The following is an 18,766-nucleotide window of genomic DNA, read 5'->3' as shown; positions in this document are numbered from 1 at the left end:
CGTGGTGCGGTGATCCGTGGTGCGGTGGTTCAGCCCGCGTACGGGTCGGCGACCCGGCCCGGACGGGCGAGGAACTCGAAGTCGCAGCCGGTGTCGGCCTGCGTGATCTGCTCGTTGTAGAGCGCTCCGTAACCGCGCTCGTCACGGGTGGGCGGCGGCGTCCAGTGCGCCCTTCGCCGCTCCAGCTCCGCGTCGTCCACATGGAGATGGAGGGTGCGCGCCTCGACGTCGAGGGTGATCGGGTCCCCGCTGCGGACCAGGGCCAGCGGACCGCCGACGTACGACTCGGGCGCGACGTGCAGCACGCACGCGCCGTAACTGGTGCCGCTCATCCGGGCGTCGGAGATCCGCACCATGTCCCGCACGCCCTGCTTCAGCAGGTGGTCGGGGATGGGCAGCATGCCGTACTCGGGCATGCCGGGGCCGCCCTTGGGCCCGGAGCCCCGCAGCACGAGCACGCTGTCGGCGGTGATGCCGAGGGCGGGGTCGTTGATCGTCCGCTGCATGGTCCGGTAGTCGTCGAAGACCACGGCCGGACCCGTGTGCTTGAGCAGGTGCTCCTCGGCGGCGATGTGCTTGATGACCGCGCCGTCCGGGCAGAGGTTGCCGCGCAGCACGGCGACTCCGCCCTCGGCGGCCACGGGGTCGTCCCGGAGCCGGATGACGTCGTCGTTGTGCACCTGCGCGCCGGCCAGCTGCTCGCGCAGGGTGTCGTGGGAGACCGTCGGCCGGTCCAGGTGCAGCAGGTCGGTGATGCGGGAGAGGAAGCCGGGCAGGCCGCCGGCGAAGTGGAAGTCCTCCATGAGGTACTTGCGGCCGCCGGGGCGTACGTCGGCGAGCACCGGCACCGTGCGGGCGATGCGGTCGAAGTCGTCGAGGGTGAGCCGGACGCCCGCGCGGCCGGCCATCGCGATGAGATGGATGACGGCGTTGGTGGAACCGCCGAGCCCGAGGACGGTCGTCACCGCGTCCTCGAACGCCTCCGCGGTGAGGATGTCGCTCAGCCTGCGGTCGCTGTGGACCAGTTCGACGATGCGCATGCCGGTCATGGCCGCCATCCGGTCGTGCCCGGAGTCGACGGCCGGGATGCTCGACGCGCCCGGCACCGTGACGCCCAGCGCCTCGGCCGCGGCGGTCAGCGTGGACGCCGTGCCCATCGTCATGCAGTGGCCGGGCGAACGGGCCAGGCCGCTCTCCAGCTCGGTCATCTCGCAGTCGCCGATGAGACCGGCCCGCTTGTCGTCCCAGTACTTCCACATGTCGGTGCCGGAGCCGAGGACCTCGTTGCGCCAGTGGCCCGGGAGCATGGGCCCGGCGGGCACGAAGGCGGTCGGCAGGTCGACCGAGGCCGCCCCCATGAGCAGGGCGGGCGTGGACTTGTCGCAGCCGCCCATCAGCACCGCCCCGTCCACCGGGTAGGACCTCAGCAGCTCCTCGGTCTCCATCGCGAGCAGGTTGCGGTAGAGCATCGGGGTCGGCTTCTGGAAGGTCTCGGAGAGGGTGGAGACCGGGAACTCGAGGGGGAAGCCGCCCGCCTGCCAGACCCCGCGCTTCACGGCCTGTGCGCGGTCGCGCAGGTGCACGTGGCAGGGGTTGATGTCGGACCAGGTGTTGAGGATCGCGATGACCGGCTTGCCGAGGTGCTCCTCGGGGAGATAGCCGAGCTGACGGGTGCGGGCGCGGTGGCTGAAGGACCGCAGACCTTCGGTCCCGAACCACTGGTGGCTGCGCAGTTCCTCGGGCGCCTTCATATGGACCACCCGGCGGCGATGGCGGCCACCTCGGCGCGCTCGTCCTCGGGCAGCGTCCTGCTCGGCGGACGGACCTCGCGCCGGCACAGACCCAGGGAGGCGAGGGCCTCCTTGACGACCGTGACGTTGTTGGCGGAGCCGCCCGCCGCCCGCAGTTCCTCGAAGCGTCTGATCTGCTCCCACACCTTCATCGCGGCGGGGTAGTCACCCGAGCGGAGCGCCTCGATCATGTTCAGCGAGACGGCCGGGGCGACGTTCACCAGTCCGGAGGTGAAGCCGGTGGCGCCGGCGGAGAAGTAGGAGGGCGCGTACGGCTCGGCCAGTCCTGCGACCCAGACGAACCGTTCCAGGCCCGCGTCCCGCGCGAAGGCGGCGAACCGCGAGGCGTCCGGCACGGCGTACTTGACGCCGATGACGTTCGGGCAGGCGTCGGCGAGTTCGGCGAGGCGTTCGCCGTGCAGCTGCGCGTTGCGGATGTAGGGGACGACGCCCAGCTCCGGCACCGCCTCGGCGATCTCCCGGTGGTAGTCGACCCAGCCGCTCTGCGAGACGTAGGGGTGCACCGGCTGGTGGACCATCACCATCTGCGCGCCCAGTTCACGGGCGTGCCGGGCGGTGGCCACGGCGGTCGGCACGTCGTGGCCGACGCCGGCCAGAATCACGGCCCGTCCGTCCGCCTCGTCGGCGGTCAGCTCGAGGACCAGCCGGCGCTCCTCGGGGGCGAGGGCGTAGAACTCGCCGGTGTTGCCGTTCGGAGTGAGGGTGGTGATGCCGCCGTCGAGCAGCCTGCGCACCAGAGCCCGGTGGGCGACCCGGTCGACGGAGCCGTCCTCGGCGAACGGGGTCACCGGGATGGCCACCACGTCGGCCAGGGCCGCACGCTGGGTCTCGAACGCCACGCTGCTCATTCCCGGCCTTCCTGTTCGGGTGACCGGTCCGTCTCGGCGGTCTCGGGGAACGCCCGTTGCACGAAGGACGCGATGTGGGCGTGCAGGGCGCGGGCCGCGCCGTCGGCGTCGCCGGCCAGGGCGAGCCGCAGGATCTCGCGGTGCTCGCCGGCCTCCCGCTCCCAGGAGGGCGAGGCGGCCCAGGCGACGGCGGAGACCAGGGCGGCCTGGTCGCGGACCTCGTCGAGCATCCGGCCGAGCAGCGGGTTCCCGCACGGCAGGTACAGGGCGCGGTGGAACTCCCGGTTGGCGAGGGAGCGTTCGGCGGTGTCGGTCGCGTCGTCCGCCCTGGTCAGCGCGGAGCGCGCGGCGTCAAGGGAGGCGCCCCGGCGCACGGCACGCTTGAGCGCCTCGGGTTCGAGGAGCAGGCGGACGTCGTACACCTCGCGCGCCATGTCCGCGTCCACCATGCGCACCGTGACGCCCTTGTACTGGCTCATGACGACCAGTCCGGTGCCGGCCAGGGTCTTGAGTGCCTCGCGCACCGGGGTCTTGGAGACCCCGAACTGCGCGGCGAGCTCGGTTTCGACCAGGGCCTGACCAGGCGTCAGGCGCCCGGTGAGGATGCGGCGTTTGATCTCCTCCAGCACGTACTGCGTGCGGGACGGGATCGGCGTGGGCACAGAGGTCATGCGCGCCTCTCGGATGTCGCGTATCTGATGTCGCGTATCTGATCTCGCGTATCGCGTCTCATATATGACGTACGAAGTACGACGCGTTGAAGGTAGAAGCGCCTCTGTGTTTCGTCAATGCTTCTGACAAAGAAGTGCCGGAAGGGGAAAGCTCCGGGGGCGACTCAGGGGGACGACTCGGAGGGAACGGCGGAGGAAAACGGCTCGGAGAGAGAACGGCTCAGAGGGGGATGGTCTCGCCCTCGCGCGCGGTACGGGCCGGACCGCCGAAGGCGACGGCCGCCCGGTCGGTCGCCGCCTTGCGGGTCAGTGTGGGACCCACATGGGTGATGTACAGCTCGCGCACCCCCGCCTTGCGGGCCGCGTCCCCGGCGTCCTCCGGCGTGAGATGGACCTGCTCGTCATGTTCGCCTTCGCGATGGCCGTCGATGTCCGCCTCGCACAGGAACAGGTCGGCGCCGGAGGCGAGTTCGGTGAGCGCCCCGCACGGGCCGGTGTCCCCGGAGTACGCGAGGACGCTCCCCTGGCACTCGACGCGCAGCCCGTACGCCTCGGTGTCGTGCGCCATCGCGCGCGAGGTGAGGCGCAGGTTCCAGTGGCGCACGGTGTGCCCGTCGAACAGGGCCCTGAAGTCGAGGACGTCGCTGAGGAACCGCACGTCCGACCGGCCGAGGAAGCCCGCGACGCGCCGGGCGCAGTCGAGCGGCGCGTACACCGGGATCGGGGCCGGCGGGGTCATCCCGCCGTAGGCGAACGCATAGGCGGCGGCGAGGAGATCGGCGCTGTGGTCGGCGTGCAGATGGGAGATCCAGATCGCCGTGAGCCGCTCGGGATCGGTGTGCCGCTGCAATTCGGCGAACGTGCCCGGCCCGGCGTCCACCCACACCTCCGCCCCCGCTCCGCGCACCAGGTAGCCGGAGCAGGGGCGGCCCGGAGCCGGGTGCGGAGAGGCGGTTCCGAGGACGGTCAGACTGAGGGGCATGGTCGCGAGCGTACGTTTCGCCCCCGTCCGACGCCCCCCGACTACGTCCGTCTACGGCAACCTGATGCCCGCGTCTACGGCCGGCCCGGCCCTCCCGGATCGCGTCCGCTGAGTCCCAGCGCCCGGTCGAGCAGGGGCGCGTCGTCGGGGACGGGGACGACGGGCCCGAAGACGCCGTTCCCGGTGGCGGGGTCGACCGCGCCGGCGAGGAAGGCGTGCGCCGCCGCCAGCGCCGCGGGGTCGGGCTCGTACGCCTGGCCGGTGGCCCGGGCCAGGTCCCAGCCGTGGATCACCAGCTCGTCGGCGGCGACGGCGGCCGCGACCGCGCCGGGCAGGTCCACGCCGCCGGCGCGGGTCATGCCGGTCCAGGCGGCGGGGTCGCGCCAGGCCTCGGCGAGGGCGTCGAGCGCCTTGGCGAGCTCCTCGCGCCAGCCGGGGCCGACGTCGGGCGCGGCGGCGTCGGGCGGGGTGTCGGTGGTGGGGCCCAGGTCCTTGCGGGCGGCGTCGCGGAAGGCCACGGCGAGGCCGGTCAGGTGCCCCAGCAGGTTCCGGACGGCGCAGCCGGGGCAGGGCGTCCCGTCGTCGAGCCGGTCGTCGCGGACCGCCTCCGCGAGGCGCGCCACGACGGCGGCCTGGGGGCCGAGGTCGAACGGGATGGTCGTGTCGGTCATACGGGGTGGACCGGCAGCGCCGCGAGAACTCATCGGCGCGGCGCGCGTTTTTCCCGGCACGCCGTGGTCCGGAGGCCGCCGGAGGCCGCCGGGCGGGGCACGGATAGGGCACCTGCCCGATGCGTCGCCGGGGGCCTTAGGCCCACGATGACCAGGCATGACGAAGAACTGGTCCGTGGTGCGCGTCCTGCGGGACCGCGGCGCGGCGATCTTTCTGACGGCGTCGGTGGTCTCCGGTTTCGGGACCTCCGCGCTGTGGCTGGCGGCCGGCGTGTGGGTCAAGGACCTCACCGGCTCGAACGGGCTGGCGGCGCTGTCCGTGCTGGCGCTGTGGGCGCCGACCCTGGCCGGCCCGCTGCTGGGCGCCCTCGCCGACCGGGTCCGCCGGCGGCCACTGCTCATCGCCGTCAACCTGGGCCCTGCGGCCCTGCTGCCGGCACTCCTCGCCGTCGGCTCCCCCGGCCGGCTGTGGCTGCTGTTCGCGGTGCTGCTCGGGTACGGGGCCGCCGCCGTCGTGGCCGACGCGACCGAGTCCGCACTCGTCGCCGCCGTCGTCCCCGTGGGGCTGCTCGGCGACTTCAACGGGCTGCGCACCACGACGACGGAGGGCATGAAACTGGTGGCCCCGCTGGCGGGCGCGGGGATCTACGCGGCCTACGGCGGTCCCGCCGTGGCCCTGCTCGACGCGGCCAGTTTCGTGTGCGCGGCCGGGCTCTACGCGTGCGTGCGGGTCCACGAGGCACACCCGCGACCGGGCGGGCGCGGCCCGCGGGGCGGGACGGCCGAGGGTGTCCGCTTCCTGTGGGGGCACCCGTTGCTGCGCCCCCTGGTCGTCGCCGGCGGTACGACGATGCTGTGCGCTGGCCTCAACGGCGCGCTGCTCTACGCCGTGATCGAGGGACTCGGTCGCCCTCCCGAGTACGCCGGCGCGCTCTACGCCGTGCAGGGGGCCGGGTCGGCCGCGGTGGGCCTGCTGTCGGGGCCCGCGCTGCGGCGGTTCGGGGAACGGCGGTTCGCCGCGTGCGGGATCGCCCTGACGGCCGTCGCGGTCGCGGTGCGGGCGGTGCCGTCGGACGCGGTGGCCCTGGTCTGCGCCGCGGCGATCGGGGCGGGGCTGCCGTGCGTGCTGATCGCCGCGCTGACGGCCGTCCAGCGGGAGGCGCCCGACGCGCTGCTGGGCCGGGTCGCCGCCACGGCCGGCACCCTGATGTACGCGCCGAACGCGCTCGGCCTCGCGCTGGGCGCCGCCCTGGTGGAACTGCTGCCGTATCAGCCGCTGCTGGTCGCCCTCGGGCTGGTGCGGCTGGTGACCGTCGTGCCGCTGTTCCGCGGCGGCGCTCAGCGGGCGGCCAGCGCCTCGCGCACGGACGCCAGGTCCCCGTCCGACGCCAGTCCCGCGTGATACAGCCGGATCTCCGTCGCCCCGGACTCCTTCGCCCGCGCCGCGTCCGCCGCGAGCGTGCCGGGACTGCCGCCCATGCCGGAGACGACCCCCAGGTTGGCGGCGAGGACCGTGCCCTCGCGGCGGTGCCCGGCGAACGGCGTCAGCAGCCCGGGCCCGCCGGCGCAGGGCACGACCACGCCGTCCGCCACGGACAGGACGTGCGCCGGGTCGACGCCCGGGTTGGCGCCGACGTGGTGGGTCACGGGGTCGGCGTGCAACAGGACCTGGAAGCCGTCGGGCGCCGCCGCCCGCACCGCGCTCACCGCCGTCTCCTGGAGGGTGCGGGCCCTGTCGTCGCGCCACGCGCGCGTGGCCGCCGCCGTGTCCTCGCCGAGCAGCTTCTCGACGCCCGCCCAGCCCTGCGCGTCGTCCGCCTCCCCGCGCCACAGCGGTTCCAGCGCGTCCCGTACGGCGGCGGCGAGCGCGTCGGCGTCCAGCCCCTGCTCGCCGTAGCCGGCCCGGCAGGCCGGGCAGAAGCAGAGCGCCATCAGGTACTGGCCGGCGTCCCCGAGTCCGACGCCGCCGGTCTTGTCGTGGGCGTGCAGATGCTGGAGGCCGTACCAGCCGAGGGACTCCAGTTCGACGCCGTTCGCGCCGGGGCGGACGGCCGCCTCGGCGGCGAGGTCGACGAGGTACGCGCGCGTGTCGGGCTGGGCGATGCACGGCGCCCAGGGGTAGCGGTCGCCGTAGGCGTTGACGACCGAGGTGTCCGGATGCTCGGCGCCCAGCCGGGAGTTGTGCGCCAGCACCACCCAGGAGTGGACGTCGAGACCGGCGCCCGCGAGTGCCCGGGCGGCCTCCGCGAAGGCGTCGCCGGGCGCCCAGTCGCCGGCCGGGTACGGGCGCAGGGCGCGGCCCGCCCACCGCTCGCCGGCCGGGTACAGCACGGCCGCGTGCTCGGCGGTGACGACGCGGTGCCGCGGGTGGCGCGGGGTGAGGGCGCGGGTGGAGTGGTAGGCGGCGGCCAGGGTCACCTGTTCGACGCCGAGCCCGGCGATCAGGTCCGGCGCCCCGGGGTCGCCGACGACGTCCCAGGGGTAGACGAATGTCGACGCCTTCACGCGGTTTCCTCCTCCAAAAGCGCGTAGCCGCGCTCGATCACCTGGGCGAGCTGTTTGACGTGGTCCTCGCCCGGCTCGTGCAGCGGCGGGCGGACCTCCCCGACCTCGAGGCCGCGCAGCCGCACTCCGGCCTTGACCAGGGAGACGGCGTATCCGCGGCCCTGGGCCCGCAGTTCGACGAAGGGCCGGTAGAACCCGTCGAGCAGGCGGTGGACCGTGGGGTCGTCGCCGTCGGCGAGGGCCCGGTGGAAGGCCAGGGCGATCTCGGGCGCGAAGCAGAACACGGCCGACGAGTAGAGGTCGACGCCCAGGGAGCGGTAGGCGAGCTGGGTCTGTTCGGCGGTCGGCAGGCCGTTGAAGTAGAGGAAGTCGCCGGGGGCCTCGGTGCGCACGGCGCTGATGGTCCGCTGCATGAGGTCGAGGTCGCCGAGGCCGTCCTTGAGGCCGACGATCCCCTCGGTGCGGGCGAGTTCGACGACGGTCGTCGGGGTGAGGACGGCGTTGTCGCGCTGATAGACGATCACCGGGAGGTCGGTCGCCGCCGCCACCTCGCGGTAGTGGCGCAGCAGGCCCTCCTGGGCCGCGACGACGAGGTAGGGCGGCAGCGCCAGCAGGCCGTCCGCGCCGGCCGCCCGCGCCCGGCGGGCGTAGCGCACGGCGAGCGCGGTCCCGTAGCCGACGCCCGCGACGACCGGCACCCGGCCGGTGGTCTCGTCGACGGCCGCCCGCACCGCGGCCTCGAACTCCTCCGGCGTCAGCGCGTGGAACTCGCCGGTGCCGCAGCACGCGAAGACGGCGCCGGCGCCGGCCTCGACGCCCCGGCGGACGTGCGCGCGGTAGACGTCGAGGTCGAGCGAGCCGTCGGGGCCGTACGCGGTGACGGGGAAGAACAGCGGTCCGCCGGCGACGCGCAGGCGGGCGGCGAGCGGGGCTGGCGTCACGGAGCTCCCTGAGGCGACACGTGCGTTCTTCTGATCGATGTCCACATCTCTGAACGCACTCAGCCTATGAAGCCCTTTCCCGCCCGGTCAAGCCCGGCACTCCCGCGAGAAGGGCGGAACGGCCTGGTCCGCGGCACACTTGACGCGAGACACGGGAGATCCTTAGCGTGTCCACGCATGTGAATACCGTCCACGCATGCGGCCGTAGATGCCAAGGAGACCCGAGGATGCCCGCTCCCCGCACCGTCCTGCTCACCGGCGCCGCCGGCGGCCTCGGCACCCTGATGCGGGACCTGCTGCCCGCCTACGGCTACCGTCTGCGCCTGCTCGACCTGCGCCCGGTCGACGGCGAGCCCGCCTCGATCGTCGCCGACCTGGCCGACAAGGACGCGGTACGCGAGGCCGTGCGAGGCGTCGACGCGATCATCCACCTCGCGGGCATCTCCCTGGAAGCCCCCTTCGAGAAGATCCTCAAGGCGAACATCGAGGGCACGTACCACCTGTACGAGGCCGCCCGCGAGGAAGGCGTGCAGCGGATCGTCTTCGCCTCCTCCAACCACGCGGTCGGCTTCACACCGCGCCCCCGGGGCGACGACCCCCTGATCCCCGTCGAGACCCCGCACCGCCCGGACACCTTCTACGGCCTGTCCAAGTCCTTCGGCGAGGACCTCGCCCAGCTCTACTGGGACAAGCACGGCCTGGAGAGCGTGTCGGTGCGCATCGGCTCCTGCTTCGCCGAACCGACGAGCGTGCGCATGCTGTCGGTGTGGATGAGCCCCGCCGACGGCGCCCGCCTCTTCCACGCGGCCCTGACCGCCGAGAACGTCGGCCACACCATCGTCCACGGATCCTCGGCCAACACCCGGCTGTGGTGGGACCTCGGCACCGCCCGGGCGCTCGGCTACGAGCCGCAGGACGACTCCGAGCCGTACGCCGAGAAGCTGATCGCCGAACAGGGCGAGCTGGACCCGGAGAACATCGCGCACGCCCACCTCGGCGGCCACTTCGTCAGCGACCCGCCGATCTGGCCGTACTGACGGCGACACCGCGAGGCCGTGACGCGTGACCGACGTTCCGGCGGCGTCGCGGGGCGGCTGCGGGAGGAGTGCTCAGGTAAGGGAACGGCAAAGTGGGCTCGGTCGTTCACCGGGTATGACAGCTATGACCCCCGGCTCGAACATCCCGCTCCCCACCGCGCGCGTGACGGTGGACGTCGCCGCCCCGGTGCGGCTCGACGTTTCGGGCCTGCTGCTCACCGCCGACGGCAAGGTGCGCTCCGACGACGACTTCATCTTCTACAACCAGCCCGCCGGCCCGGGGGTGACCTACCGCTCGGGCGGCGGCGCCTCCCCCGACGCCATCGTGGTCGACACCGCCGCCGTCCCGCCGGGCATCGAGAAGATCGTGGTCACCGCGAGCCCGGACGCCGCGGGGCAGACGTTCCAGGGCGTCGAGCCGACGGCCACGATCCGCAGCGCGGACGACGGCGGCGTCCTGGCCACCTTCACTCCCCCGCGGCTCGGCACGGAGACGGCGCTGGTGGTCGTCGAGATCTACCTGCGCAACGGCGCCTGGAAGGCCCGCGCCGTCGGTCAGGGATACGCCGACGGCCTGGCCGGGATCGCGACCGACTTCGGTGTGACGGTGGAGGAACCGGCGGCCCCGGCCGCCGCGCAGGCGCCGCCGGCGCCCGCCATGGCACCCACCGCCCCCGCCGCCCCGCCGATGCCGCAGGCGCCGCCCCCGCCCGCGCCCGGCACCGGGAAGATCAACCTGGACAAGGGGCGCGTCAGCCTCCAGAAGAACCAGACGGTGTCCCTCGTCAAGGGCGGCCGCCCGCTGCTCTCGCAGGTCAAGATGGGCCTCGGCTGGGAGCCCGCGTTCCGCGGCAAGGACATCGACCTGGACGCCTCGGTCATCGCCTACGGTCCGCAGCGCAACCACATCGACAGCTGCTACTTCGGCAAGCTCTCCATCGTCAACGGCGCGATCAAGCACTCCGGCGACAACCTCACCGGCGAGGGCGGCGGCGACGACGAGGTGATCGTCGTCGACCTCGGCCGGCTGCCCCAAGAGGTCAGCGGGCTGGTGTTCACGGTCAACTCGTTCTCCGGGCAGAAGTTCACCGAGGTAGCCAAGGCCTACTGCCGTCTGCTGGACGCCTCCAGCGGCGAGGAGCTCGCCCGCTTCGACCTCACCGGCGCCGAAGCACAGACCGGCGTGCTGATGGCCAAGCTGATCCGGCAGTACTCCGGCGAGTGGGAGATGACGGCGATCGGCACCTTCGTGAAGGCACGGACTGTGCGCAACATGGTCAAGCCGGGCGCCGAGTCCCTCTGATCCGCGGGTCGTCGAGCAGTCGTCCGGCCCGGGGCGCCCGCCACCACGGGGGCGCCCGCCGCCGTCACCGCGCGGGCCGCAGCCCCTCTGTCAGCAGCGACACATACCGGCGGACGGCGCTCCCGTCCCCGTTCGCCAGCTCCGACGCCGTGGCCACCCCGTGGGCGAGCCGCAGCACGTCGACCGGGTCGACGTCCGCCCGCAGGGCGCCCTCCCGCTGGGCCGCCTCCACCAGCCGGGCCGCCGCCTCCTTCACCGGCGCACCGCACGTGGTGACCGCCGCCGCTCCGCCGTCCGTCACGGCGGACCCCAGGAGCGACTTCATCCCGCGCACCTCGAGCGTCCCGGCGCACAGCTCGTTGAGCCATTCCACCAGCGCCTCGCCCGCGGGAAGCCGGGCGGCCAGCTCGTCGGCGCGGGCCGCGAGCGCCTCGAGGCGGTCGAGGTAGGCGGCCTCCAGAAGCGCCTGCCGGGTGGGGAAATGCCGGTACAGCGTGCCGGACCCGACGCCCGCCCGCCTGGCGATGTCGTCGAGGGAGGCCCGCTCCCCATGCTCGGCGAAGGCCTGGGCGGCCACCTTCAGCAGGCGCTCGTGGTTGCGGCGGGCGTCCGCACGCATGGGCCTGACCTGCGGCATCCACTTACTCCTCGCGCACCGGGGACTCCCTTCGCACCCTAACGGGCCGCGTCGGCGCGGGACACCGGCCGCGAGCGGTCAGAACAGGGCGCTGTAGGCGTTCAGCGCGGGCTGCCCGCCGAGGTGCGCGTACAGCACGGTCGCGTCGGGGCCGATCTCGCCGCGGGCCACCAGGTCGACGAGCCCGGCCATCGACTTCCCCTCGTAGACGGGGTCGGTGACCATGCCCTCGGTCCGTGCGGCGAGCCGCATCGCGGCCAGCGTCGTCTCGTCCGGGACGCCGTACACGCCGGCGTGGTACCGCTCGTCGAGTTCGACGTCCCGGGCGGTCAGCTCGCGCCGCACGCCGATCAGCCGGCCCGTGCGGTGCGCGATGCGGGCGATCTGCTCCCGGGTCCTGGCGGGCTCGGCCGAGGCGTCGATCCCGAGGACGCGCCGGGGCCGGCCGCCAGCCTCCTCCAGCGCGGCGAACCCGGCGACCATGCCCGCCTGGGTGGACCCGGTCACTGAACAGACGATCACCGTGTCGAAGAAGACGCCCAGCTCCCGTTCCTGTTCGGCGACCTCGTGAGCCCAGTTCGCGAAGCCCAGTCCGCCGAGCGGATGGTCCGAGGCGCCGGCCGGGACGGCGTACGGCTTGCCGCCCGACTCCTCGACCTCCCGGAGCGCCTGCTCCCAGCTCTCCTTGAAGCCGATCCCGAACCCGGCCCGCACCAGCCGGACGTCGGCGCCGGCGAGCCTGCTGATCAGGATGTTGCCGACCTTGTCGTAGACGGAGTCCGGCCACTCCACCCAGCTCTCCTGCACCAGCACGCACTTCATCCCCGCCCGGGCGGCACAGGCCGCGACCTGGCGGGTGTGGTTGGACTGCACGCCGCCGATCGAGACGAGCGTGTCGCAGCCCTGCGCGAGGGCGTCGGCGACCAGGTACTCCAGCTTGCGGGTCTTGTTCCCGCCGTACGCGATCCCGGAGTTGCAGTCCTCGCGCTTGGCCCACAGGGCGGCTCCGCCGAGGTGGGCGGTGAGGCGTTCCATCGGATGGACGGGCGACGGGCCGAAGAGCAGGGGGTAACGCTCGTACGAGGAGAGGGACACGGTGCCTCCGGGAGCAGGGGTCGGTCGGTGCCACCGGTACGCGCGAACGGTCGCGTGATCAGCCGGTGCGATCGGTGGCGTGATCAGTCGGTGCGAACGGTCTGCGCGAACGGTCGCGTGATCAGTCGGCGCCGTCGGCGTCGGTGTCGTCGCAGGGGTCGGTGTCGTCGGCGTCCTCGGTGTCGGCGAGGTCCGCGAGGGTGCGCCAGATCTCCGCCGTGACCCGGACCGCCTCGTCCACGTCGCCGGCGGCGCACGCCCGGATCAGCCGACCGTGCAGCCCGGCCGAACGGCAGGTGCCGCCCTCGCCGAAGCGGCGTCGCTCCAGCCGCCGGATGAGAGGGGTGTAGCGGGCGACGGTGGCGGCTGCTGCCCGGTTGCCGGCGGCCCGCACGATGACGTCGTGCAGCTCGTCGTCGGCGCGCAGGGCCGCGTCCACGTCTCCGGCGCGCACGGCCTCGGCGAAGCGTTCGTTGGCCGCGCGCATCCCCTCGACGTCCGCCGCGAACAGCCGGGGCACCGCGATCCGGGTGACCAGCTCGTGCATGGCGCCGACCACGGCCGCCGCGTCCCGTACGTCGGAGGCGACCACGGGCGTGACGCGGGTGTAGCTCTGCGGCTTGCTCTCCAGCAGACCCTCGTCGACCAGCCGCGCGAAGGCCTCGCGCACCGGCGCCCGGGACAGCCCCAGCCGCTCCGCGAGATCGGCGTCGCGCACCACCGCGCCGGGCGCGATGGCCCCGGCGACGATGGCGTCACGGATCGCCGCGTAGGCGCGGTCCCTGAGCAGAGTGCGTGGCACAGCCTCCATGAATTGAAATGTTAGATATCAGTCCGTCGCGCGACAAGGGCCGGCGGAAAAGAAACGCGGCCCGCGCCTTCGGTGAAGGCGCGGGCCGCACGACCGCGGGACTCAGGCCGCCCACGGCCACTTCGTGTCGTCGGCTGCCTCCAGCAGCGGCACCATCCGGAAGGCCGCGTCCGACAGCCCTCCGAAGGTGTGCCGCTTCGCCGTGCCCGACGGGCCGTGGCCCGCGCGGTAACCGGCCAGGTTCCAGGTGTAGACCGGCACGTGCGCCGGAACCTGGTCGGTCGGGCCGCCGTGGCGGCTGAAGGCGTACTGCTCGTCGGTGACGAGCAGCACCCGGTCGTGCCCCCGGTAGTGCCGGCGCACGGCCTCGGTGGTGTCCGTACCGCCGAGGTCCCCGAAACGCTCCAGAATCTTCAACACAGACTCCCCCTTACGAAACGTGATCTCCTTGCTGGTGCTGCCGAACTCGACGAGGTCCGCGTCGGCCGCCCGCAGGGCGAGCGCCGTGCCGAAGACCGCCGCCGCGTCGGCCCGGTTGAGCTCCGAACGCTCCGACAGCCGCGAGTAGAACATCGAGCCCGAGCGGTCGACGAGCACCAGCGTCCGGCCGGGCAGCGCGGGCACGTTGGCCAGCGAGTGGCCGAGCGCCCGCTCCAGCGGGTACGCCCAGCGCAGCGACGGCGCGTGCTGGTACGCGGCGAGGTACCGGAACGGGAACTGCCGCGAGCGCGCGACCTCCGCCGGGTCGCTGATCCTCGCCGCCACCTGGGCGGCGACCTCGTCGCAGACTCCCGCCTCGTCGAAGTTGCGCAGGTTGCGGACCAGCGCCATCGCGCCCATGGACGGAATGACCGCCTCCCAGGCCGCCTTGTCCATCGGCCCCTGCAGCCAGCCCGCCAGCGCCTCCCAGGTCATGCCCGCCTCGGCCAGACGCTCCGCGCCCCGTGCCCCCGTGACGACCCTGCGCCGCTCGGCGGGACGCAGTTCCATCAGGTCGCGGTGCGCCGCCAGGAGCGGCAGCGAATCGGGTACCACGGCCGTGTCCGGGTGGTGCCGGCGGTCGAGGGCGTACTGGAAGAGGTCGCCCTGCCACGCCTTGGCCGGATCCGGTGCGGCGTGCACCAGGTTCAGGATGTCGCCGAAGCGGTAGCCCTTGGACGCCGTGTCGTACTTCAGCAGCGACTTGGCGTGGTAGAGCCGCCGCACGGCGTCGGCGACGCCGCGCTTGACGGGCTTGGGGATGTTCCGGCCGTACGTCGCCGTCCAGTACGCGAGCAGCTCGCCGGGCTCGTCCGGCCGCTGCAGGACACGGTCCACGACCTGCCGGTTCGAGGGGCCGCCGGTGGCGCCCGCCGCCAGCCGCGCGTGGACGTACTCGGCGGCGCCGACGAGCGCTGCGGTGCGGAGGTTGCCCTCGCCGCGCAGCCAGCCGAGCAGGCCGGCCGTCCAGTCCGGGTCGCTGACGGCGAGTTCGCGCACCAGCTTGGCGAAGCGGTCGTCGCGGGCCTCGCCTGCCTCGTAGAAGGTCTGCTGGGAGACGAAGTTGGCCACCGCCAGCAGGAAGAGCTCGGATCGGGCGTCCCGCTCGTGGCCGCGGCCGCCCTGGTGGGTGGCCAGCGTGCGGCCCGTGGTGGTCACGGGCGAGGTGGGCTGCGCCTTGCGGGCACGGACATTGAAACGCGCCATGGTGAATTCCCCCGAATTCGACATTCATCGAGTCCGCCGGTCGGCGACTCGTTTTTCGGGGAGGCGCAGCAAAGGGAAGGTGCCCGAGATCAGGGGTCGGCGACGGACTTAGCCAGATGCTCTACCCGACTGAGCTACACCGACCTGAAGTCGATGACGGGACTCGAACCCGCGACCGTCCGATCCAATGAAGTAACCGTTGCCTGCGCACCGGGCACCCACCTCATGCTGCGCCTCCCGAGATCAGTTCGGCGGCGGCATCGGTTTCTGTTGGAGAGAAGTAGCCGCAGCCCGCGCACCGGAAGGTGCTGTGAAGTTGTGGTGTCCAGAGATCGAGGCCGGCGGAACCGACAAGGTGCTCTGCCCCTGAGCTACACCGGCGTGTCGTGCCGGCGGCGGGATTCGAACCCGCGGCCTCCCCATTAAGAGTGGAAGTAGGTCCTGCCTTCGCACCTGGACATGCATCACTTTAGGAGGAGGGCCGCGGGACGGGCGAGCGAATTAAATGCCGTTCACCGCTTACCGCTTGTGGCGCTTCCACGGCCCGGTGATCGCCAGCATGATTCCGGGCGTCTGGATGTTGGCGTACAGGGTGTGGCCGTCGGGCGAGAAGGTGACCCCGGTGAACTCGCTGTACTCCGGCTTGTCTTCGGTGCCGATGTTCAGTTCGTTGCGGGCGATGGGGTAGGTGCGGCCGCTGTCGGTGGCCCCGAAGAGGTGCTGGACGCCCTCGCCGTCCTCGGCGATGACGAGGCCGCCGTAGGGTGAGACGGTGATGTTGTCGGGGCCGTCGAAGGCGCCGTCGACGGACGGGTCGGGGTTCACCCCGAGCAGCACCTTCAGGGTCAGCGTGCGGCGCTTGGGGTCGTAGAACCAGACGGCGCCGTCGTGCTGCACGGGGCTCTCGTCACGGGCGTAGGAGGAGACGATGTACGTGCCGCCGTCGGCCCACCACATGCCCTCGAGCTTGCGGGCGCGGGTGACCTGGCCGGCGGTGAACTGCTTGCGGACGGACACCGTGCGGGCGTCCCGGTCCGGGACGTCGACCCAGTCGACGCCGTACACCGTGCCGGTCTTCGTGGCACGGGAGAGGTCGTCGACGAACTTCCCGCTCGAGTCGAAGCACTTGAAGGCCTGCAGGACGCCCGCGTCGTCGGCGAGGGTGCGCAGCCTGCCGCGGCCGTGGTGGAAGCCGGCCGGCGGAGTCCAGCGGAAGAGCAGGCCGTTGGGTCCCGAGGCGTCCTCGGTGAGGTAGGCGTGGCCGCGCCGGGGGTCGATGACGACGGCCTCGTGGGCGTAGCGGCCGAACGCCTTGATCGGCTCGGGGGCGCGGTTGGCGCGGCGGTCGGCGGGGTCGACCTCGAAGATGTAGCCGTGGTCCTTGGTCATGCCGTTCTGGCCGGCCTTGTCCTCGGTCTCCTCGCCGGTGAGCCAGGTGCCCCAGGGCGTGGTGCCGCCCGCGCAGTTGGTGGAGGTGCCGGCGATGCCGACCCACTCGGCGACGTGGCCGCCGGGGCGCACCTCGACGACCGTGCAGCCGCCGGCCGCCGCCGGGTCGTAGACGAGGCCCTCGGTGAGCGGGACCGGGTACTGCCAGCCCGCGCGCGGTCCCTTCAGCTCGTGGTTGTTGACGAGCAGGGTCGCGCCGCGCGGGCCGCAGAAGGCGGCGGTGCCGTCGTGGTTGGACGGGGTGATCTCGCCGGACTCCAGCTTGGTCCTGCCGCTGTACGTGATGACGCGGTACTTGAACCCGGCGGGCAGCGCGAGCAGGCCGTGGGGGTCGGGGAGCAGCGGTCCGTAGCCGACCCCGTGGTGCCCGCCGGCCGCCGGACCCCGTGCCGCGTCCGCGGCGTGTTCGGCGTCCGCGGTGTGGTCGGCGTCCGTGGCGGCGAGGGCGTTCGGCGCGCTGGCGAGGGCGCCGACGCTGCCCGCCAGCGCGACTCCGGCGCCGGTGAGCGCGGACTGCCTGGCGAAGTCCCTGCGGGTGAGCGACATGGTGTGTCTCCTGAGACGGTGAAGTGCCGGGGAGGGGGGTGGACCTCGGTTCGGCGTCACCGTCCCGTCCATGCCTGAACGGGGGTTGAACGGAAGGCGGCTTCGGGGGACCCGCTTTCATGAATCCGTACGCATCAGGCCACGGAAGCTCAAAGAGGTCCCCCTCGGACGGTCAGCCGCCCTGCTGGGAACGCGCCTTGAAGGCGGCCTTGCGGGCCTCCTTCGCGATGCGCTTGTCGGGGTGCAGGCGTCCCATCGCCTCGAGGACGTCGGGGGTGGCCGGGTGGTCGACGCGCCAGGCGGCCGCGAAGAACCCGCTGTGCTGCTGCGCCAGTCCTTCGACGAGGGCCTGCAGCTCCTCGGAGTTGCCCTCGGCGGCGAGCTGTGCGGCCAGGGTGTCGATGGTGAGCCAGAAGACCAGGTCCTCGGAGGGGGCGGGCACGTCCGTCGCGCCGAGCTCACTGAGCCAGACGCGGGCCAGTCCGCCGAGTTCGGCGTCGTCGAGGACCTCGCGGACGGCGGGCTCGGCCTGACCGCCGAGCAGGGAGAGGGCCTGCTGGCAGCGCAGCCGGCGCAGTGGGGCGCCGGGGTCCGAGCCGCGGGCGGCGGCCAGCAGCTCCCGTGCGGCGGCGAGCGGTTCGCGGCGGGCCAGCCAGTGCTCGGTCTCGGCGAGGGCGGCGCGCGAGCCGTAGCCGGCGCTGCCGTCGAGGAGGGCGTCGGCGCCCTTGTCGGCGAGGTCGCCGACGGCCGGGGCGTCGAAGCCGGCCTCCAGCAGCCGGGCCCGCATGCCGTAGAGGCCGAGCGGGGTGAGGCGGACCATGCCGTAGCGGGAGACGTCGGTCTCGTCGACCGGGGCGGCGGGCTCCTCGCCGGGGTCCGCCATCAGGGCCTCGTCGACGGGGCGGTAGGCGACGAGGCCGATGGGCTCCAGGAGCCGGAACTGGTCGTCGAGCCGCATCATCGCGTCGGAGACCTGCTCCAGGACGTCGTTGGTGGGCTCGTCCATGTCCCCGGGCACGAGCATGGAGGCGGCGAGCGCGGGGAGCGGGACGGGACCGTCGCCGGGGCCGTCCTCGCTGGCGGTGAGGAGGTAGAGGTTGCCGAGCACGCCGTCGAGGAACTCGGCCTCGGCCTCGGGGTTCCAGTCGAGCCGGGAGAAGTCGACCTCGCCGCCCTCGTCCATCGCGTCCATGAGCTCGTCCAGGTCGGGGACGGCCGCGTCGGCGAGCACGGTCTCCAGGGCGCCGAGCCAGACGGCGAGGACGTCGTGCGGGGAGCCGGCGGTGAGCTGGGCCAGTTCCTCACCGGCCGCGACGGTGCCGGCCTCCTCGTCGACGATCTCCACGAGTCCGGCGTCCACGGCGACCCGCCAGGCCTCGCTCGCGTAGGCGGCGGCGTCCTCCCCGGTCAGCCCCAAGGACTCGGCGGCGGGCGCCAGTTGCTCCTCCACGAGCCCGCCGCCGGCGTCGACCCGGGTGTCGGGCCCGGCCCAGCGGGCGAGCGACACGGCCCGGGAGAGCAACGGCGTGGACAGCGCGTCGCGCGCCAGCTCCGCTTCGGGGTGCAGGCGCACCGGCGGCAGGGGGGAGCTGTCTGACATCGGCTGGTTCTCCTAGGCGCTTCGTGCCACCGGCCCGCTGTGGGCACTGGGCCACTCAGCCTAGACGGATATGCACGCATGCCGCCCGGTTCATCTCCCGGTCAGGTGCAGTACATGGCCGAAACCTTGACAAGTGGCCTGACCAGGCAGGAGATTGACGCGCGTAGAAATCC

Annotated in this window: 16 protein-coding genes; 3 read left to right on the top strand and 13 right to left on the bottom strand. The window is 73.1% G+C overall.

Annotated elements, in window-relative coordinates; all coding sequences use genetic code 11:
* Window positions 1–29: 29 nt before the first annotated feature.
* From araD to OHS82_RS32290, 5 genes are all read right to left on the bottom strand, one after another.
* Entirely contained in the window at window positions 30–1,751 is a 1,722-nt protein-coding gene (gene araD / locus OHS82_RS32310; RefSeq protein ID WP_057581244.1) for an L-arabinonate dehydratase, read from the bottom strand.
* A complete protein-coding gene (locus OHS82_RS32305; RefSeq protein WP_057581243.1) occupies window positions 1,748–2,659 on the bottom strand; it encodes a dihydrodipicolinate synthase family protein in 912 nt (303 codons plus the stop codon). The genes araD and OHS82_RS32305 overlap by 4 nt, the downstream gene beginning before the upstream one ends.
* Window positions 2,656–3,330, bottom strand: a complete 675-nt coding sequence (locus tag OHS82_RS32300) for a GntR family transcriptional regulator (protein ID WP_057581242.1) — start codon at window positions 3,328–3,330, stop codon at window positions 2,656–2,658. The genes OHS82_RS32305 and OHS82_RS32300 overlap by 4 nt, the downstream gene beginning before the upstream one ends.
* A 220-nt stretch (window positions 3,331–3,550) precedes the next feature.
* Entirely contained in the window at window positions 3,551–4,312 is a 762-nt protein-coding gene (locus OHS82_RS32295) for an MBL fold metallo-hydrolase (protein ID WP_328435061.1), read from the bottom strand.
* 74 nt (window positions 4,313–4,386) lie between these two features.
* On the bottom strand, window positions 4,387–4,983 hold the full coding sequence (locus OHS82_RS32290; protein ID WP_328435060.1) for a TIGR03086 family metal-binding protein: 597 nt from the start codon (window positions 4,981–4,983) through the stop codon (window positions 4,387–4,389).
* A gap of 157 nt (window positions 4,984–5,140) precedes the next feature.
* On the opposite strand from OHS82_RS32290, the gene OHS82_RS32285 reads away from it, so the two are divergent.
* On the top strand, window positions 5,141–6,385 hold the full coding sequence (locus OHS82_RS32285; protein WP_328435059.1) for an MFS transporter: 1,245 nt from the start codon (window positions 5,141–5,143) through the stop codon (window positions 6,383–6,385).
* Here the strand turns inward: OHS82_RS32285 and OHS82_RS32280 are convergent.
* Both OHS82_RS32280 and OHS82_RS32275 read right to left on the bottom strand, forming a co-directional pair.
* Window positions 6,322–7,488, bottom strand: coding sequence for a hypothetical protein (locus OHS82_RS32280; protein WP_057581238.1), 1,167 nt, complete (start codon window positions 7,486–7,488; stop codon window positions 6,322–6,324). The two genes, OHS82_RS32285 and OHS82_RS32280, sit on opposite strands and share 64 nt — an antisense overlap.
* Window positions 7,485–8,429, bottom strand: coding sequence for a 5-dehydro-4-deoxyglucarate dehydratase (locus OHS82_RS32275; RefSeq protein ID WP_057581328.1), 945 nt, complete (start codon window positions 8,427–8,429; stop codon window positions 7,485–7,487). Before OHS82_RS32275 ends, OHS82_RS32280 begins: the two co-directional genes overlap by 4 nt.
* Window positions 8,430–8,656: 227 nt before the next feature.
* Here OHS82_RS32275 and OHS82_RS32270 point away from each other — a divergent pair, with 227 nt between their 5' ends.
* Together OHS82_RS32270 and OHS82_RS32265 are read left to right on the top strand one after the other, a co-directional pair.
* Window positions 8,657–9,466: an NAD-dependent epimerase/dehydratase family protein gene (locus OHS82_RS32270; protein ID WP_057581237.1), complete on the top strand. Its 810-nt coding sequence runs from the start codon at window positions 8,657–8,659 to the stop codon at window positions 9,464–9,466.
* Window positions 9,467–9,590: 124 nt separating this feature from the next.
* Window positions 9,591–10,769 (top strand): TerD family protein, encoded by a 1,179-nt coding sequence (locus OHS82_RS32265; protein WP_107105289.1) that lies wholly within the window; start codon window positions 9,591–9,593, stop codon window positions 10,767–10,769.
* Between the two features lie 64 nt (window positions 10,770–10,833).
* Here the strand turns inward: OHS82_RS32265 and OHS82_RS32260 are convergent, their stop codons facing one another.
* From OHS82_RS32260 to OHS82_RS32235, 6 genes are all read right to left on the bottom strand, one after another.
* The gene (locus OHS82_RS32260; protein WP_057581235.1) at window positions 10,834–11,406 is read right to left on the bottom strand and encodes a TetR/AcrR family transcriptional regulator; all 573 of its coding nucleotides are present in this window, start codon (window positions 11,404–11,406) and stop codon (window positions 10,834–10,836) included.
* A gap of 78 nt (window positions 11,407–11,484) precedes the next feature.
* Complete coding sequence (locus tag OHS82_RS32255; protein WP_057581234.1) at window positions 11,485–12,501, bottom strand: 1-aminocyclopropane-1-carboxylate deaminase; 1,017 nt, start codon at window positions 12,499–12,501, stop codon at window positions 11,485–11,487.
* 121 nt (window positions 12,502–12,622) lie between these two features.
* Entirely contained in the window at window positions 12,623–13,312 is a 690-nt protein-coding gene (locus OHS82_RS32250) for a GntR family transcriptional regulator (protein ID WP_057581233.1), read from the bottom strand.
* Window positions 13,313–13,414: 102 nt separating this feature from the next.
* Window positions 13,415–14,998 carry a TROVE domain-containing protein gene (locus tag OHS82_RS32245; protein WP_057581232.1) on the bottom strand — a complete coding sequence of 528 codons (1,584 nt, stop codon included), beginning with the start codon at window positions 14,996–14,998 and terminating at the stop codon, window positions 13,415–13,417.
* Window positions 14,999–15,517: 519 nt separating this feature from the next.
* Entirely contained in the window at window positions 15,518–16,993 is a 1,476-nt protein-coding gene (locus OHS82_RS32240) for an alkaline phosphatase PhoX (RefSeq protein WP_057581231.1), read from the bottom strand.
* Between the two features lie 172 nt (window positions 16,994–17,165).
* Complete coding sequence (locus tag OHS82_RS32235) at window positions 17,166–18,593, bottom strand: hypothetical protein (RefSeq protein ID WP_328435058.1); 1,428 nt, start codon at window positions 18,591–18,593, stop codon at window positions 17,166–17,168.
* Window positions 18,594–18,766 lie beyond the last annotated feature (173 nt).

The sequence above is a fragment of the Streptomyces sp. NBC_00425 genome, from assembly GCF_036030735.1.
In the GTDB taxonomy this organism is placed as follows: Bacteria; Actinomycetota; Actinomycetes; order Streptomycetales; family Streptomycetaceae; genus Streptomyces.
Note: the sequence above shows the minus strand (reverse complement) of the source record. Positions and strands in the feature narration are given on the sequence as shown.

Bases quoted from the DNA above. Each gene is read 5' to 3' on its own strand.
- OHS82_RS32250 (WP_057581233.1), bottom strand. From the start codon at position 13,312: ATGGAGGCTGTGCCACGCACTCTGCTCAGGGACCGCGCCTACGCGGCG.
- OHS82_RS32305 (WP_057581243.1), bottom strand. From the start codon at position 2,659: ATGAGCAGCGTGGCGTTCGAGACCCAGCGTGCGGCCCTGGCCGACGTG.
- OHS82_RS32245 (WP_057581232.1), bottom strand. From the start codon at position 14,998: ATGGCGCGTTTCAATGTCCGTGCCCGCAAGGCGCAGCCCACCTCGCCC.
- OHS82_RS32240 (WP_057581231.1), bottom strand. From the start codon at position 16,993: ATGTCGCTCACCCGCAGGGACTTCGCCAGGCAGTCCGCGCTCACCGGC.
- OHS82_RS32290 (WP_328435060.1), bottom strand. From the start codon at position 4,983: ATGACCGACACGACCATCCCGTTCGACCTCGGCCCCCAGGCCGCCGTC.
- OHS82_RS32260 (WP_057581235.1), bottom strand. From the start codon at position 11,406: ATGCCGCAGGTCAGGCCCATGCGTGCGGACGCCCGCCGCAACCACGAG.
- OHS82_RS32265 (WP_107105289.1), top strand. From the start codon at position 9,591: ATGACCCCCGGCTCGAACATCCCGCTCCCCACCGCGCGCGTGACGGTG.
- OHS82_RS32295 (WP_328435061.1), bottom strand. From the start codon at position 4,312: ATGCCCCTCAGTCTGACCGTCCTCGGAACCGCCTCTCCGCACCCGGCT.
- OHS82_RS32285 (WP_328435059.1), top strand. From the start codon at position 5,141: ATGACGAAGAACTGGTCCGTGGTGCGCGTCCTGCGGGACCGCGGCGCG.
- OHS82_RS32300 (WP_057581242.1), bottom strand. From the start codon at position 3,330: ATGACCTCTGTGCCCACGCCGATCCCGTCCCGCACGCAGTACGTGCTG.
- araD (WP_057581244.1), bottom strand. From the start codon at position 1,751: ATGAAGGCGCCCGAGGAACTGCGCAGCCACCAGTGGTTCGGGACCGAA.
- OHS82_RS32235 (WP_328435058.1), bottom strand. From the start codon at position 18,593: ATGTCAGACAGCTCCCCCCTGCCGCCGGTGCGCCTGCACCCCGAAGCG.
- OHS82_RS32270 (WP_057581237.1), top strand. From the start codon at position 8,657: ATGCCCGCTCCCCGCACCGTCCTGCTCACCGGCGCCGCCGGCGGCCTC.